The following is a 15,251-nucleotide window of genomic DNA, read 5'->3' as shown; positions in this document are numbered from 1 at the left end:
GCTGAAAGCATCTAAGCATGAAGCCCCCCTCGAGATGAGATTTCCCATAGCGCAAGCTAGTAAGATCCCTGAAAGATGATCAGGTTGATAGGTTAGAGGTGGAAGTGTGGCGACACATGTAGCTGACTAATACTAATCGATCGAGGACTTAACCAATTCGAAATGCGGAGGCGCCTTGTTCAGGTGCGACAAGCATAAGACGGATTTGACAGGAGGTTGTTCTTTAACCTCATGACAAATTTGACTTATGACCTCGAGCACCTAGGCGCCGCAGCTAGACAGCACTACGTAAGTAGCCGCGTCAGCAACGCATAGGCGATTACTCAATAAATATCTTCTTCAGCATTACCTAGTTTTGAGGGAACGATTCCCTTACAATTTCATAGTCCGGTGGCGATAGCGAGAAGGTCACACCCGTTCCCATACCGAACACGGAAGTTAAGCTTCTCAGCGCCGATGGTAGTTAGGGGCTGTCCCCTTGTGAGAGTAGGACGTTGCCGGGCAAAATAAAAGAGCACATCATTTATGTGCTCTTTTTTCGTGATTATTTACTAGGTCTCTATAAGATTACATGCTTTTTTGAGTTTAAGTATGAAAGTGTGCAACCTCTATTTAATCTGTAAATACCGATAAAAGTGATACAATTCTGTCCGCATTTGATAGTTTTCTTGTTGTAGGGTTGATGTAATGTTCTTTAGTTGATTCAACTCTTCTTGCATATATTGGAGTTGTGTTTGCATATTTGTCATATTGGTTTTTACTAAATTCTTTTCCCTTTCTTCTTCGCGAGAGATAATTTCATCTTCTTTAATCCCCCTTATAATGGATACGGTTCCGATACTTTCTCCGGCAGCTACAATTATACTTCCTAGTAAGGCTAATCTAAATGACTCTAAACTAAGTATTCCTTCACTTTCCGATTCAGTTATGCCTTCTTCATCTTCTTCAAGTTGATCAAAAAGACCAATGACTACGATTATGCTCCCAATAGCAGAGAGAGCGCCGCCTAGTAATGCCAGTCTCTCACTTTCACGAACCCCTTCGCCTTCAGTTTGGAAATTTGCATGATGTGCGTAAAATGGATACCAAAAGACCATCTCTCTCCACCTCTTTTCCGATCATTAGGCATACATCCTGTATAACAGAGTATTCTTTTATATGAAGATGGTACATTGTTTCAAGCGTTTAATTTAGGAAATTTGGGGAATCGAACAGGAAAGTAGTCATTTAACCTTGAAAGTTTGGGTATAAAGGTAATAAGAAGGTTTGAAGTGAGATAGGAGTGTTAAAATGTTAGAGAATGGCCTTGTAATGGTAACGATTATTTTGGTTATTAATATTGTGTATGTGTCCTTTTTTACGATTCGTATGATATTAACATTAAAAGGGCAGCGTTATCAGGCAGCATTTATTAGTATGATTGAAATTGTTATTTATGTCATTGGTCTAGGCTTAGTGTTAGATAATTTAGACCAGATACAGAACATTATCGCCTATGCAGTCGGGTATGGGATAGGTGTCATTGTTGGGATGAAAATTGAAGAAAAGCTTGCACTTGGCTATATTACTGTTAATGTAATAACGAAGGAGTATGACAAAGATTTACCAAAGGATTTACGGGCCAAAGGATATGGTGTAACGTCTTGGGCTGCTAATGGGCTTGAAGGGGACCGTATGGCACTGCAAATCTTAACTCCAAGAAAGTATGAATTAAAGCTGTATGATACGATTAAAACACTTGATCCGAAGGCCTTTATCATTGCTTATGAACCAAAAACGATATATGGTGGCTTCTGGGTTAAATCTGTTAAGAAAGGTAAGTTATTTAAGTGAGTCAAAAGAAAAAGAAATTTGAAGTGTTGGAAAATGAAACCATTAATCAATGCTTAGATCGCATGAAGCAAGAAGGCTATTTTCCAATAAGAAGAATGGAAAAACCGTACTTTAAAGAAATGAAGAAAAATGGGAAGACAGAATATGAACCTGCAGGGCAAAAAATAGTCTTTGAAGGACAACTTTTGTAGTAAAACACGAACATTAATTTTCTGACTTCTTTAATCGTTCGAGATTATCATTGACGGACAATTCGGAAGTTGTTAAGATGAAATTGAAAGAAAACCTAACAACATTTTACCCCCTCATATAATAATGGGAATATGGCCCATGAGTCTCTACCCGGGAACCGTAAATACTCGGACTATGAGGGAAAGCTTCTTGTTTGTCCAAGGGACTAGTGTCTCTAAATTCATAACATTTCAATTTATGAATGAATGGCTCAGACAGAATCTTTCTCTCTTAGATTAGAGCGAGGATTCTATCTGGGCTTTTTCATTTTTTGGACAAAAAGGAATGGAGGAGAAGGATGAAAATCAAAGTTGCCGTCATCATGGGTAGTACATCAGATTGGGAAACGATGAAACATACTTGTGACATTTTAGATGAGCTTGAAGTCGGTTATGAAAAAAAAGTCGTATCTGCACACAGAACGCCTGATTTGATGTTTGATTATGCAGAAAGTGCAAGAGCTAAAGGAATCAAAGTCATTATTGCAGGAGCAGGGGGTGCCGCACACTTACCTGGCATGGTAGCCGCTAAAACAACGCTACCAGTCATTGGTGTCCCAGTTCAATCTAAAGCGTTAAACGGGATAGATTCCTTATTATCCATTGTACAAATGCCTGGGGGTGTCCCAGTTGCTACAGTTGCTATTGGTAAAGCAGGGGCAACAAATGCAGGGTTACTGGCAGGACAAATCTTAAGCGCCTTTGATGAGGAAATTGCTAAACGGTTAGAAGATAGGCGAGAAAGAACAAAACAACAAGTGTTAGAAAGTAGTGATGATCTTGTCTAAACAAACCATACTACCTGGTCAAACAATCGGCATAATTGGTGGAGGGCAGCTAGGTCGCATGATGGCATTATCGGCCAAAGCGAATGGTTTTCGCATAGCTGTACTGGATCCCACGGAAGATTCCCCATGTGGTCAAGTGGCAGATGTGAAGATTGTTTCAGCTTATGATGATATGAATGCAATAAAACAATTAGCAGCTATAAGTGATATTGTGACATATGAATTTGAAAATATTAGTGCTGAGGCGCTTGATTGGCTTTGTGAGAATGCTTATGTGCCTCAAGGTTCACATGTATTATCACAGACACAGGATCGTATAAAAGAGAAGGTAGCGATCACAAAAGCAGGTGCGACTGTTGCCCCGTACGCAGAGATTCACGCAACGGAAGATATTTATGCTAATATAGAAGCGCTTGGCTTTCCTGCTGTTTTAAAAACAGCAAGGGGTGGATACGATGGCAAGGGACAATATGTAATTCATAACGAAGCCGAAATAGAAAAGGCGAAAGAATTATTAAATCATGGTGCATGCGTCTTAGAAAAGTTCATTCCTTTTCAAAAAGAAATCTCAGTGATTGTTTTCAGGAATCTCAATGGTGAAACAGCCTTCTTGCCAGTTGGGGAAAATGTTCATAAAGATAATATTCTACATCAAACGATTGTACCGGCGAGAATTTCCAAATTAGCTTCTCAAACGGCCTTAGAAGAGGCCAAAAAAATTGCCGATGATTTTGAGCTAGTTGGTACACTTGCGGTGGAAATGTTTCTTGGAGAAAATGATGAGATTTATATTAACGAACTAGCCCCAAGGCCGCATAATTCAGGCCACTACTCTATAGAAGCATGTGAAACTTCACAATTCGAACAGCATATTCGTGCAGTTTGTAATTGGCCATTAGCAAGTACAGAATTACTAAAACCTGCTGTAATGGTCAATATATTAGGAGAGCATGTTGAACCTCTTATTCAGTCCATTCCTGCTGTAACGGATTGGAAGGTTCATTTATACGGGAAAGCAGAAGCGAAGTTTAAACGAAAAATGGGTCATGTGACATTGCTTCGCGACAACGTAGAGGAAGCTTTACGTGAAGTAGAACAAAGTGACATATGGCAAATTGCTGCAGAAAAGATCGGAGGATAAATCATGATTGATCGTTATACTCGCCCAGAGATGGGAGCTATTTGGACAGAACAGAACCGTTTCCAAGCTTGGTTAGAAGTGGAGATTCTTGCTTGCGAAGCCTGGGCTGAGCTTGGAGATATTCCTAAAGAGGATGTAGCTAAAATCCGTGAAAAAGCTTCATTTGACATTGAGCGAATTAAAGAAATAGAAGAAGAAACAAGACATGATGTCGTTGCCTTTACACGTGCCGTTTCTGAAACACTTGGTGAAGAACGTAAATGGGTCCATTATGGCCTTACTTCTACAGATGTTGTCGATACTGCACTTTCATATATAGTAAAGCAAGCAAATGATATCTTACTAAAAGACCTCGAGCGTTTTGTAGAAATTCTTAAAGTAAAAGCACAAGAGCATAAAAACACAGTAATGATGGGACGTACACATGGTGTGCATGCGGAGCCGACTACTTTTGGTTTGAAAATGGCTTTATGGTATGAAGAGATGAAACGTAACTTGGCACGCTTTAAAGAGGCGGCTGCTGGCGTTGAATTCGGTAAAATTTCTGGTGCTGTTGGTACGTATGCGAATATCGATCCATTTGTTGAACAATATGTTTGTGAAAAACTTGGTATTCAGCCAGCACCTATTTCTACACAAACACTACAACGTGATCGTCATGCACATTATATGAGCACGATTGCATTAATTGCCACGTCCATAGAGAAGTTTGCCACAGAGATACGGGGCCTGCAAAAGAGTGAAACACGTGAAGTGGAAGAATTCTTTGCAAAAGGACAAAAAGGTTCTTCAGCGATGCCTCATAAGCGTAATCCGATTGGGTCAGAGAATATGACAGGGATGGCAAGAGTCATTCGTGGTTATATGATGACCGCGTATGAAAATGTGTCATTGTGGCATGAGCGTGATATTTCTCACTCTTCAGCGGAGCGCGTGATTTTACCAGATGCAACGATTGCATTGAATTATATGCTTAACCGCTTTGGCAATATTGTGAAGAACTTAACGGTATATCCTGAGAATATGAAACGAAATATGGATCGTACGTTAGGGCTTATTTATTCTCAACGTGTATTGCTCGCATTGATTGATAAAGGCCTTGTACGTGAAGAAGCGTATGATACTGTTCAACCAAAAGCAATGGAATCATGGGAAAAACAAGTACCATTCCGCAGCTTAATAGATCAAGATGAAAAGATCACTTCCCTTTTAACAAAAGAAGAGATAGATGATTGCTTCGATTATCATCACCATTTGAAGCATGTAGATACGATCTTTAATCGTTTAGGTTTATAAAAAATAATGGGGAGAAGAAGTTTTTCCTCCTCTCCCCATTCATTTCACCTAGTAAGAATATTGCTAATTTTCATGATTGGGAGGCGCAAGTCATGCAAAAAGGTTCACTTGTTTATGAAGGAAAAGCAAAAAGGGTTTACAACACAGATGATGCATCTATCGTTTGGCTAGAATACAAAGATGCTGCTACTGCTTTTAATGGAGAGAAGAAAGCAAGTATTGACGGCAAGGGCCGTTTAAATAATGAGATTACTAGCTTGCTATTTTCAAAACTAAAGGAGCTTGGTATTGATTCTCATTTTGTGAAGCAAATATCTCCGAATGAGCAACTTGTAAAGAAAGTGGACATCATTCCATTAGAAACTGTTGTGAGAAATACTTCAGCAGGCAGCTTTGCAAAAAGGCTTGGCGTGGAAGAAGGAAAACCATTAACAAGACCAATTGTCGAATTTTATTATAAGGACGATGATTTAGGTGATCCATTATTAACAGAGGACCATATAGAAATCATGGATTTAGCAACAGAAGAAGAAGTCGCTATTATAAAAGAAAAAGCATTGAAAGTAAATGAAGTATTATCACAATTTTTTAAAGAGTTGGGCATCCGCCTCGTCGATTTTAAATTGGAATTCGGAAAGGATGCATCAGGTGCTATTCTGTTAGCAGATGAAATTTCACCTGATACATGCCGCTTTTGGGATTTAAAAACGAATGAAAAGCTCGACAAAGATGTTTTTCGTCGCGACCTTGGCAATTTAACAGATGCTTATGAAAATATTTTATCCAGACTGGGAGGAAAACTTCATGTATAAAGTAAAGGTGTTCGTCACATTAAGAGAGAGCGTATTAGATCCACAAGGAAATGCTGTTAAGCATTCCTTGCATTCCATGAATTACAACGAAGTGTCAGATGTGCGCATCGGAAAATACTTGGAGCTTTCGATTGAAAAGTCAGAGCGTCCTGTTGAAGAAGTAGTAAAAGAAATGTGTGAAAGATTACTTGCAAATGTCGTGATTGAAGATTATCGTTTTGAAATCGAGGAGGCTGTTGCTCAGTGAAGTTTGCTGTGATTGTTTTTCCAGGGTCGAACTGTGATATTGACATGTATCATGCAGTAAAAGATGAGCTGGGCTGTGATGTGGAATATGTTTGGCACGATGAAAAAAGCTTAGATGGTTTTGATGGCGTTCTATTACCGGGAGGATTTTCATACGGCGATTATTTACGAAGCGGTGCCATTGCGCGATTTAGTCACGTGATGAAGGAAGTGATTAAAGCGGCTGAGGCAGGGAAACCGGTATTAGGCGTCTGCAACGGTTTTCAAATTTTACTAGAAGCAGGCTTACTGCCAGGGGCGATGAGAAGAAATGAAAGCTTAAAATTCATTTGTCGTCCAGTTCAATTAAAAGTCGAGAACAATCAAACAATGTTCTCGCAAGGATATGAACAAGATGAAGTGATTACCATACCAGTAGCGCATGGTGAAGGAAACTACTATTGTGATGAAGTGACACTTGCTAGTTTAAAAGAAAACAATCAAATTGTTTTCACTTACCATGATGTTAACCCGAATGGTAGCTTAAGTAATATTGCTGGTATTACGAATAAAGCGGGCAATGTGCTTGGCATGATGCCCCACCCTGAGAGAGCGGTAGATGAGCTAATAGGTGGCGCTGATGGGTTAAAACTTTTTCAATCAATTGTGAAACAATGGAGGGAATCACATGTCGTTAATGCTTGAACCAAGTCCAGAACAACTAAAAGAACAACAAGTCTATAAGGAAATGGGTTTGTCAGATGACGAATTTGCAATGGTTGAAAAGATTTTAGGTCGCCTACCAAACTATACTGAAATCGGACTTTTCTCTGTTATGTGGTCAGAACATTGTAGCTACAAAAACTCTAAGCCTGTATTAAGTAAGTTCCCTACAAAAGGCGAGCATGTGTTACAAGGTCCAGGAGAAGGTGCCGGAATTGTTGATATAGGAGATGAACAGGCTGTTGTATTCAAGATTGAAAGCCATAATCACCCATCTGCGATCGAACCTTATCAGGGGGCAGCAACGGGTGTGGGCGGTATTATCCGCGATGTATTCTCGATGGGCGCAAGACCTGTTGCACTCCTCAACTCTTTACGCTTTGGAGAATTGGATACTCCTCGTGTTCGCTACCTTTTTGAAGAAGTAGTAGCGGGGATTGCTGGATATGGTAATTGCATCGGCATTCCAACAGTCGGTGGAGAAGTGCAATTTGACGCTTCCTATGAAGGGAATCCACTTGTTAATGCGATGTGTGTCGGCTTAATTGATCATAAAGATATTAAAAAAGGGCAAGCGCATGGGGTAGGTAACACAGTCATGTATGTGGGTGCCAAAACTGGGCGTGATGGCATTCACGGTGCTACTTTTGCTTCTGAAGAATTAACGGACCAATCAGAGGAGAATCGTCCGGCTGTTCAAGTAGGTGATCCATTTATGGAGAAGCTGCTATTAGAAGCATGCCTTGAGCTTGTAAAATCTGACGCATTAGTAGGGATTCAAGATATGGGCGCGGCAGGATTAACGAGTTCATCTGCAGAGATGGCAAGTAAAGCTGGTTCAGGGATCGAAATGAACCTAGACTTAGTGCCACAGCGCGAAACAGGAATGACTGCTTATGAAATGATGTTATCGGAGTCACAAGAAAGAATGTTAATTGTTGTGACGAAAGGAAGAGAGCAAGAAATTGTTGACCTTTTCTCCAAATATGATTTAGAAGCCGTGGCAATCGGCCGTGTGACAGATGATCAACAACTACGTTTGATTCATAAAGGCGAAGTAGTGGCAGATGTACCAACAGATGCACTAGCAGAAGAAGCACCTGTATACCATAAGCCTTCCAAAGAACCAGCTTATTACCGTGAATTCCAGGCGATGGAAAATGATATTCCCGCAGTTGATGATCATAAAGAAACGCTACTGTCTTTATTACAACAACCAACGATCGCTAGTAAAGAGTGGGTTTATGACCAATATGATTATATGGTAAGAACCAACACAGTCGTAGCTCCGGGATCTGATGCGGCAGTTATCCGTATCCGTGGAACGAAAAAAGGACTAGCGATGACTACGGATTGTAATTCACGCTATATGTATTTAGATCCTGAAGTAGGCGGAAAAATAGCTGTAGCGGAAGCAGCACGTAATATCGTTTGTTCTGGTGGCGCGCCGTTAGCAATTACGGATAACTTAAACTTCGGTAATCCGGAAAAGCCTGAAATCTTCTGGCAAATTCAAAAATCTGCTGATGGCATCAGTGAAGCTTGTCGTACATTAAATACGCCGGTCATAGGTGGTAATGTTTCATTATATAACGAAACAAACGGCACAGCGATTTATCCTACGCCAGTTATCGGGATGGTTGGTCTAGTGGAGAATATTGAGCATGTGACAACACAAGACTTCAAACAAGCAGGCGACCTGATTTATTTATTAGGTGATACGAGAGCGGAATTTGGTGGCAGTGAGCTACAGAAGCTAAGCTACAAAAAAATCTTCGGGCAAGCACCAGCAATCGATTTAACAGTAGAAGCAGCCAATCAAGAAAAAGTCTTAACAGCTATTCACGAAGGGTTACTATCATCTGCACATGATCTTGCAGAAGGTGGGTTAGCAGTGGCAGTAGCTGAGAGCTTATTTGCGAATCAATTAGGTGCAAAACTTGAGTTAACTGGGGAAGCGACAACACAATTGTTCAGTGAATCTCAATCTAGATTCCTTCTAAGTGTGAAGAAGGAGAACAAAGAAGCATTTGAACAATTAACAAATGCTACACTCATTGGTGAAGTAACAAATGAGCAAGCACTTGAAATTACTGTGAACGACGAACTTGTGATCAAAGAGCAAACAGAAGTGCTAAATAAAGCGTGGAAGGGAGCTATACCAGCATGCTTGCAGAAATAAAAGGTTTAAATGAGGAATGTGGCGTCTTTGGTATTTGGGGTCATCCGGAAGCAGCACAAATTACTTATTACGGATTGCATAGCCTACAGCATCGTGGTCAAGAAGGTACAGGTATTGTTGTAACAGATGGAGATAAGTTGAAGGGTGTAAAAGGAGAGGGCCTCGTCACTGAGGTTTTCTCTCAAGATGCTATTCAAGAACTAAAAGGAACTTCAGCAATTGGTCATGTTAGATACGCTACTGCAGGTGGCGGGGGCTATGAGAATGTTCAACCACTTTTATTCCAATCACAAAATGGCGGTCTAGCTCTATGTCACAATGGAAATTTAACGAATGCTACAGCCCTTAAATATCAATTAGAAGCACAGGGAAGTATTTTTCAAACGAGTTCAGATACCGAGGTATTAGCTCATTTAATTAAACGAGGCGGTGTATCTTCTCATAAAGAGCGTGTGAAGAATGCCTTGTCCATGGTAAAAGGCGCTTATGCTTTCTTAATTATGACTGAAAATGAAATGATGGTTGCGGTTGATCCGAATGGTCTCCGCCCTCTATCTCTAGGCAAAATTGGGGATGCTTACGTAATTGCTTCCGAAACATGTGCTTTCGATATTGTCGGAGCTGAGTTTGTTCGTGATGTATTACCTGGAGAGTTATTAGTCATTGATGATAATGGGTTCCGTTCTGAAATGTTCGCAATGGCTTCAAATATATCTATGTGTGCGATGGAATATGTGTATTTCTCCCGACCAGATAGCAATATTAATGGCATCAATGTCCATACAGCGCGAAAAAATTTAGGGAAGCAGCTTGCTGTCGAAGTTCCGATTGAGGCAGATGTCGTAACTGGTGTACCTGATTCAAGTATTTCCGTAGCCATTGGTTATGCTGAAGCAACAGGGATTCCTTATGAGATGGGTCTCATTAAGAATAAGTATGTTGGTCGGACATTTATCCAACCATCACAGTCATTGCGGGAACAAGGAGTGAAGATGAAACTATCACCTGTAAGAGGTGTTGTTGAAGGGAAACGAGTTGTCATGGTGGATGACTCCATTGTACGTGGAACAACGAGCCGCCGTATTGTGACGATGTTAAAGGAAGCAGGTGCGACTGAAGTACATGTAATCATCAGCTCGCCACCGATCAAAAACCCATGCTTCTATGGCATTGATACTTCAACAAAAGAAGAATTGATTGCTTCTGATCGTTCTGTAGAAGAGATTCGCGAAATTATTGGTGCTGATACCCTTACTTTTTTAAGTCCAAAAGGGATGATCGATGCCATTGGAAGAGAAGAAGAAGGCGAGACAAGAGGTCTTTGCTTAGCTTGCTTCACAGGGAAGTATCCAACGGAGATTTATCCAAGCACACTACATCCGTACGAAAAAGTATAAATAATAAAGTAGCAACATGGTTTGCTACTTTTATTCTTAGAAATTAAACAATACGTTTTGGTGCGAACACTTGGCGTATGATGCTAGATTGAAAGAATACCTTTTAATAAATTGGTGAGGTGGATAGGAATGGCGAATGCTTATAAACAAGCTGGCGTAGATATTGAAGCGGGTTACGAAGCAGTGAACCGTATGAAGAAGCATGTGGAGAAAACGATGAGACCTGGTGTAATCGGTGGTCTTGGCGGTTTTGGAGGCATGTTTGATTTGTCATCACTTGGCTTAAAAGAACCTGTGCTTGTATCAGGGACAGATGGTGTCGGAACAAAGCTGATGCTAGCTTTTATGATGAATCAGCATGACACAATTGGAATTGATGCCGTTGCTATGTGTGTCAATGATATCGTTGTTCAAGGTGCAGAACCTCTTTACTTCTTAGATTATATTGCTTGTGGGAAGGCTGAGCCAGAAAAGATAGAAGCCATTGTCAAAGGAATAGCTGACGGTTGTGAACAAGCAGGTTGTGCGCTTGTTGGTGGAGAAACAGCGGAAATGCCTGGAATGTACAGTGAAGAAGAGTATGATTTAGCGGGATTTTCTGTCGGTGCATGTGAAAAGAGTGATTTAATCGATGGGTCAAATATTCAAGAGGGTGATGTTTTAATCGGCCTTGCATCGAACGGAATCCATAGCAATGGTTATTCTCTCGTACGGAAAATATTTTTAGAGGATGCAAAACTCTCATTGCAAGAGTTTAGAGAAGAACTAGGGAGCACGTTAGGTGAAGAACTCCTAAAACCAACACGAATCTATGTGAAATCAGTTTTATCGGCATTAAAGCAATTTGATGTAAAAGGCTTCGCTCATATTACGGGTGGCGGATTTATCGAGAATATCCCAAGAGTGTTACCTCAAGGCTTAGGAGCTGAATTAATCGAGGGTAGTTGGGAGATTCAGCCGATTTTCAAGCTGATGGAAGAAGTAGGTAAGCTTGCGCGTAAGGATATGTACAATATATTTAATATGGGCATCGGAATGGTGGCAATTGTTCCTGTTAAGGATGCTGAAAAAGTAGTCAATCACTTTAATCAAATTGGTGAAAAAGCAAGTGTGATTGGTAAAGTTACACAGCAAGAGGGGATTTCAATCCTTTAATTAGACGGAGGTTATCATGAAAAATATCGCCATTTTTGCATCTGGCAGTGGAACAAATTTTCAAGCGATTGTTGATGCCTTTAAAAACGATGAATTGCAGGTAGACATTAAACTACTGATAAGTGATAAGCCAGAGTCTTACTGTATTCAACGTGCTGTAAATGAAGGGATTCCAACCTTTGCTTTTCGTGCGAAAGAGTTTACGAGTAAAACAGCATATGAAGAACAAATATTAGTAGAATTAGAGAATGCAAACATAGATTTTATTGTTCTTGCAGGTTATATGCGTCTTATTGGGGATGTTCTTTTACGTGAATATGGCGGGAGAATTGTTAATATCCATCCGTCTTATTTACCAGCATTCCCTGGTAAAGATGCTATTGGACAAGCGCTTTCTGCAGAGGTGAAACAAACAGGTGTAACCATTCATTATGTAGACGAAGGGATGGATACGGGTCCGATTATTGATCAAAGAAAGGTAGCCATCCTACCAGGTGATACGAAAGAAGCATTGCAGAATCGCATTCATGAAGTAGAGCATCAATTTTATCCAGAAGTATTACAAAAGCTTTTAAACGAAAACGCCTAAGAGGAACATCTTACAGGGAGGAAAATGAACGATGAAAAAACGTGCGCTTATTAGTGTATCAGATAAAAATGGTGTAGCAGCATTTGCGAAAGAACTTCACGAATTAGGATTTGAAATTGTTTCAACAGGTGGAACAAAAAATGCAATTGCTGAAGCTGGGGTTCCGGTAATCGGTGTAAGTGATGTTACAGGATTTCCTGAAATTTTAGAAGGAAGAGTAAAAACATTAAATCCGCTTATCCATGGTGGATTACTAGCTAAGTTCGATGATTCATCTCATCAAGCACAGTTAGAAAAACATCAGATTCATCCGATTCAAGTGGTATGTGTGAATCTCTATCCTTTCCAACAAACCATTGCTAAGCCAGATGTGACAGTGGAAGATGCAATTGAAAATATTGATATCGGTGGTCCTGCGATGTTACGTGCCTCTGCTAAAAACCACGCACATGTGACAGTTGTTGTTGATCCAATTGATTACGAAACAGTCATTACACAATTAAAAGAAAATGACATTGTAGATGCTGCAACCAAACGCAAGCTAGCAGCAAAAGTATTCCGTCATACAGCTGCTTACGATGCAATGATAGCTGAATATATGACAGAATTAGCAGAAGAAGAGCAGCCAGAAAAGTTGACAGTTACGTATGAATTAAAACAAGCATTACGTTATGGAGAAAACCCTCATCAAAAAGCTTCCTTTTATCGCAAACCTTTAGGGTCGGTCTTTTCGATTGCTAACGCTACACAGCTACATGGAAAAGAGCTGTCTTACAATAATATTAATGATGCTGATGCAGCGTTACAAATTGTTAAAGAGTTTGACGGACCGGCTGCTGTTGCAGTAAAACATATGAACCCATGTGGTGTCGGAAATGGCACAGATATTTATGATGCTTTCTCTAAAGCTTTTGCAGCTGATCCTGTGTCTATTTTTGGGGGGATTATTGCCCTTAACCGTGAAGTAAATGCACAAACAGCAACGAAACTTCATGAAATCTTTCTAGAAATCATTATAGCGCCTTCTTTTTCAGCGGAAGCACTTGAGATTTTACAAGGGAAGAAGAATTTAAGACTATTAACTATTCCTTTTGAAGGAAACAAAAAGACTGAAAAACGTCTAACTTCTATTGAAGGCGGTTTATTAGCGCAAGATTACGATACTTATGGTCTTGAAGAAGCGAATATTACTGTTGCGACAACAAGAGAACCAACGGAGGAAGAGTGGCAATCACTCAAACTTGGCTGGAAAGTAGTCAAGCATGTGAAATCGAATGCGATTGTTGTCAATAATAGCGACCAAACATTAGGTATTGGTGCAGGTCAAATGAATCGTGTCGGCTCTGCAAAAATTGCGATCGAGCAAGCAGGGAAAGCAGTTGAAGGAGCAACTATGGCATCCGATGCCTTTTTCCCAATGAATGATACAGTTGAAGCAGCAGCTAAAGCTGGTATTACCGCTATTATTCAACCCGGTGGTTCGATTAAAGATCAGGAATCGATTGAAAAAGCAAATGAGTATGGCCTGGCAATGGTATTCACTGGTGTGAGACATTTCAAACATTAAACTGGGGGAGAACATGAAATGAACGTATTGGTAATCGGTAGAGGCGGACGTGAGCATGCCATCAGTAGAAAGTTAAGTGAAAGCAGCCAAGTGGAAACAGTGTTTGTTGCACCGGGAAATCCAGGAATGGAAGATGTAGCGACGATCATTGATATTTCCGAGAACGAACAAGAAGAGCTGATTGCTTTTGCGCTCGATAATCATGTTGAATTAACAGTTATTGGACCTGAAGTTCCTTTACTTGAAGGTTTGGCTGATAAGATGGAGGGAGCTGGACTTACTGTTTTTGGACCAAAAAGTCGAGCGGCTGAAGTTGAAGGAAGTAAATCCTTTGCAAAAGAGCTCATGAAGAAATATGCCATTCCAACAGGAAGCTATGAAGTGTTTGATCAGTATGAGGCTGCAAGTGCTTATGTGAAAGAACAAGGAGCACCAATTGTTATTAAAGCGGATGGATTAGCTGCCGGAAAAGGCGTTGTTGTTGCGATGACAGAAGGTGAAGCATTAGCAGCGTTAGCGGATATGTTAGTTGGAGAAAAATTTGGTGAAGCTTCTGCTACAGTTGTTATTGAGGAATTTTTAGCTGGTGAAGAATTTTCATTAATGGCATTTGTTAATGGAGACACAGTTATTCCCTTAGAAATTGCTCAAGACCATAAACGCGCTTTCGATGGAGATAAAGGACCAAACACAGGAGGAATGGGTGCTTATTCACCTGTTCCCCACATCAGCAAGGAGACGGTTGAAACAGCGATTGCAACGATTTTAATTCCAGCTGCAGAAGCATTAGTTAAAGAGGATCGCAGTTTTTGTGGCGTTCTCTATGCGGGACTTATCGCGACAGAACAAGGGCCAAAGGTAATTGAATTCAATGCCCGCTTTGGTGATCCGGAAACGCAAGTTATCTTACCTAGAATGAAGTCAGACTTAGCCCATGTCATGTTAGAAGTAATTGCTGGACATAAGCCTGTGATTGAATGGCATGAGGAGGCAATGCTTGGAGTTGTGGTCGCAGCCAATGGTTATCCGGATGCATATGAGAGTGGTGCCGAACTAATAGGAATCGAAAAAGTAGCAGAAGAAGCATTTGTCTTTCATGCAGGAACTGCGAAAAATGCCAAAGGTACATTCACAACAAATGGCGGCCGAGTCTTACTTGTTGGTAGCAAAGCAATGGACTTAGTATCCGCACAAAAGCAAGTGTATGATGCGCTAACGTATTTAACAACAGAAGAAGTCTTTTACCGCAGGGATATTGGCTTTAAGACGATAGCACATTCGACTATAGAAAAATAGATAGGGAAAATGAAAAT

General features: G+C 40.4%; 15 protein-coding genes, 2 rRNA genes and 1 riboswitch. Of the genes, 16 read left to right on the top strand and 1 reads right to left on the bottom strand.

What is annotated here, in order from left to right; translation table 11 throughout:
* Together LCM23_RS23685 and rrf are read left to right on the top strand one after the other, a co-directional pair.
* A 23S ribosomal RNA gene (locus LCM23_RS23685) occupies positions 1-156 on the top strand; the annotation flags it as partial.
* 230 nt (positions 157-386) lie between these two features.
* Positions 387-503, top strand: a 5S ribosomal RNA gene (gene rrf, locus LCM23_RS23680).
* A 105-nt stretch (positions 504-608) separates the two neighbouring features.
* On the opposite strand, the gene LCM23_RS23675 is transcribed toward rrf, so the two are convergent.
* A complete protein-coding gene (locus LCM23_RS23675; protein ID WP_224939044.1) occupies positions 609-1,097 on the bottom strand; it encodes a hypothetical protein in 489 nt (162 codons plus the stop codon).
* A 193-nt stretch (positions 1,098-1,290) separates the two neighbouring features.
* Between LCM23_RS23675 and LCM23_RS23670 the strand changes: the two genes are divergently transcribed.
* The 14 genes from LCM23_RS23670 (at position 1,291) to purD (ending at position 15,234) form a co-directional block, all read left to right on the top strand.
* Complete coding sequence (locus LCM23_RS23670) at positions 1,291-1,833, top strand: DUF2179 domain-containing protein (RefSeq protein WP_095370725.1); 543 nt, start codon at positions 1,291-1,293, stop codon at positions 1,831-1,833.
* Entirely contained in the window at positions 1,830-2,024 is a 195-nt protein-coding gene (locus tag LCM23_RS23665; RefSeq protein ID WP_224939043.1) for an NETI motif-containing protein, read from the top strand. Before LCM23_RS23670 ends, LCM23_RS23665 begins: the two co-directional genes overlap by 4 nt.
* A 94-nt stretch (positions 2,025-2,118) precedes the next feature.
* Positions 2,119-2,220: riboswitch (purine riboswitch) on the top strand.
* 142 nt (positions 2,221-2,362) lie between these two features.
* Complete coding sequence (purE, locus tag LCM23_RS23660; RefSeq protein WP_224939042.1) at positions 2,363-2,851, top strand: 5-(carboxyamino)imidazole ribonucleotide mutase; 489 nt, start codon at positions 2,363-2,365, stop codon at positions 2,849-2,851.
* Complete coding sequence (purK, locus tag LCM23_RS23655) at positions 2,838-3,992, top strand: 5-(carboxyamino)imidazole ribonucleotide synthase (protein ID WP_224939045.1); 1,155 nt, start codon at positions 2,838-2,840, stop codon at positions 3,990-3,992. Before purE ends, purK begins: the two co-directional genes overlap by 14 nt.
* Before the next feature lie 3 nt (positions 3,993-3,995).
* Entirely contained in the window at positions 3,996-5,288 is a 1,293-nt protein-coding gene (purB, locus tag LCM23_RS23650) for an adenylosuccinate lyase (RefSeq protein ID WP_095370723.1), read from the top strand.
* 92 nt (positions 5,289-5,380) lie between these two features.
* Positions 5,381-6,100, top strand: a complete 720-nt coding sequence (gene purC, locus LCM23_RS23645; protein ID WP_224939041.1) for a phosphoribosylaminoimidazolesuccinocarboxamide synthase — start codon at positions 5,381-5,383, stop codon at positions 6,098-6,100.
* Positions 6,093-6,347 carry a phosphoribosylformylglycinamidine synthase subunit PurS gene (gene purS, locus LCM23_RS23640; RefSeq protein WP_095370721.1) on the top strand — a complete coding sequence of 85 codons (255 nt, stop codon included), beginning with the start codon at positions 6,093-6,095 and terminating at the stop codon, positions 6,345-6,347. The genes purC and purS overlap by 8 nt, the downstream gene beginning before the upstream one ends.
* Entirely contained in the window at positions 6,344-7,030 is a 687-nt protein-coding gene (gene purQ / locus LCM23_RS23635) for a phosphoribosylformylglycinamidine synthase subunit PurQ (RefSeq protein WP_224939040.1), read from the top strand. The genes purS and purQ overlap by 4 nt, the downstream gene beginning before the upstream one ends.
* Complete coding sequence (purL, locus tag LCM23_RS23630; protein WP_224939039.1) at positions 7,014-9,230, top strand: phosphoribosylformylglycinamidine synthase subunit PurL; 2,217 nt, start codon at positions 7,014-7,016, stop codon at positions 9,228-9,230. The genes purQ and purL overlap by 17 nt, the downstream gene beginning before the upstream one ends.
* Positions 9,215-10,627: an amidophosphoribosyltransferase gene (gene purF / locus LCM23_RS23625; RefSeq protein WP_224939038.1), complete on the top strand. Its 1,413-nt coding sequence runs from the start codon at positions 9,215-9,217 to the stop codon at positions 10,625-10,627. The genes purL and purF overlap by 16 nt, the downstream gene beginning before the upstream one ends.
* Before the next feature lie 129 nt (positions 10,628-10,756).
* The gene (gene purM, locus LCM23_RS23620; RefSeq protein WP_224939037.1) at positions 10,757-11,782 is read left to right on the top strand and encodes a phosphoribosylformylglycinamidine cyclo-ligase; all 1,026 of its coding nucleotides are present in this window, start codon (positions 10,757-10,759) and stop codon (positions 11,780-11,782) included.
* A 16-nt stretch (positions 11,783-11,798) separates the two neighbouring features.
* Positions 11,799-12,371 (top strand): phosphoribosylglycinamide formyltransferase, encoded by a 573-nt coding sequence (purN, locus tag LCM23_RS23615; RefSeq protein ID WP_224939036.1) that lies wholly within the window; start codon positions 11,799-11,801, stop codon positions 12,369-12,371.
* Between the two features lie 31 nt (positions 12,372-12,402).
* Entirely contained in the window at positions 12,403-13,938 is a 1,536-nt protein-coding gene (purH, locus tag LCM23_RS23610; RefSeq protein ID WP_224939035.1) for a bifunctional phosphoribosylaminoimidazolecarboxamide formyltransferase/IMP cyclohydrolase, read from the top strand.
* An 18-nt stretch (positions 13,939-13,956) separates the two neighbouring features.
* Positions 13,957-15,234, top strand: a complete 1,278-nt coding sequence (purD, locus tag LCM23_RS23605) for a phosphoribosylamine--glycine ligase (protein WP_224939034.1) — start codon at positions 13,957-13,959, stop codon at positions 15,232-15,234.
* The last annotated feature ends 17 nt before the right edge of the window (positions 15,235-15,251 follow it).

Origin of the sequence: Cytobacillus kochii (genome assembly GCF_020171845.1) — a bacterium.
In the GTDB taxonomy this organism is placed as follows: Bacteria; Bacillota; Bacilli; order Bacillales; family Cytobacillaceae; genus Cytobacillus; species Cytobacillus kochii.
This window is presented reverse-complemented; position numbering and strand designations above follow the sequence as displayed.